Origin of the sequence: Collinsella sp. LCP19S3_F2, from assembly GCF_052121015.1 — a bacterium.
Lineage (GTDB): Bacteria > Actinomycetota > Coriobacteriia > Coriobacteriales > Coriobacteriaceae > Collinsella.
Map to the genome: position 1 here is coordinate 1 of NZ_JBQKFA010000042.1, position 400 is coordinate 400.

1 protein-coding gene is annotated in these 400 nt (G+C 38.0%); it reads right to left on the reverse strand.

What is annotated here, in order from left to right:
- Positions 1–196: 196 nt before the first annotated feature.
- A partial coding sequence (gene gpG / locus ACTQX9_RS09575; protein WP_441541395.1) for a phage tail assembly chaperone G occupies positions 197–400 on the reverse strand: 204 nt, incomplete at its 5' end.

The following is a 400-nucleotide window of genomic DNA, read 5'->3' on the forward strand; positions in this document are numbered from 1 at the left end:
CCACCACGCTTGACTAATTCGCTTAATGGTCGCACCTCTTGTTTTTTCTTTTTAGTTTTCTTTTTCTTCGGTGCTTTTAATAAGATTTCATCAATATCCAAGCAGTCAGTATTCATGAAATCCCGAATTGTCCACCCAAGTTCTGTAACTGAATCACGGACAAAACCAACCTGCAGGTCATAAAATTCAGACCAGCTTAGATTTCCTCCGCCTTTTCCTTTTTTGACGCTTCCACATCTGTCTTAGATAGGCCAAGAACTCGATAGCTGATAATTTCCCATATTTTATCAATGTCTAAAGCATCCATACCGTTAAGAATTGCTTCTTTAGTAAGTTCTTTTTCATCGAATAAATCGGCGACGAATTGAATTTGCATTTCTAAATACTCGTCAGCTGTTGG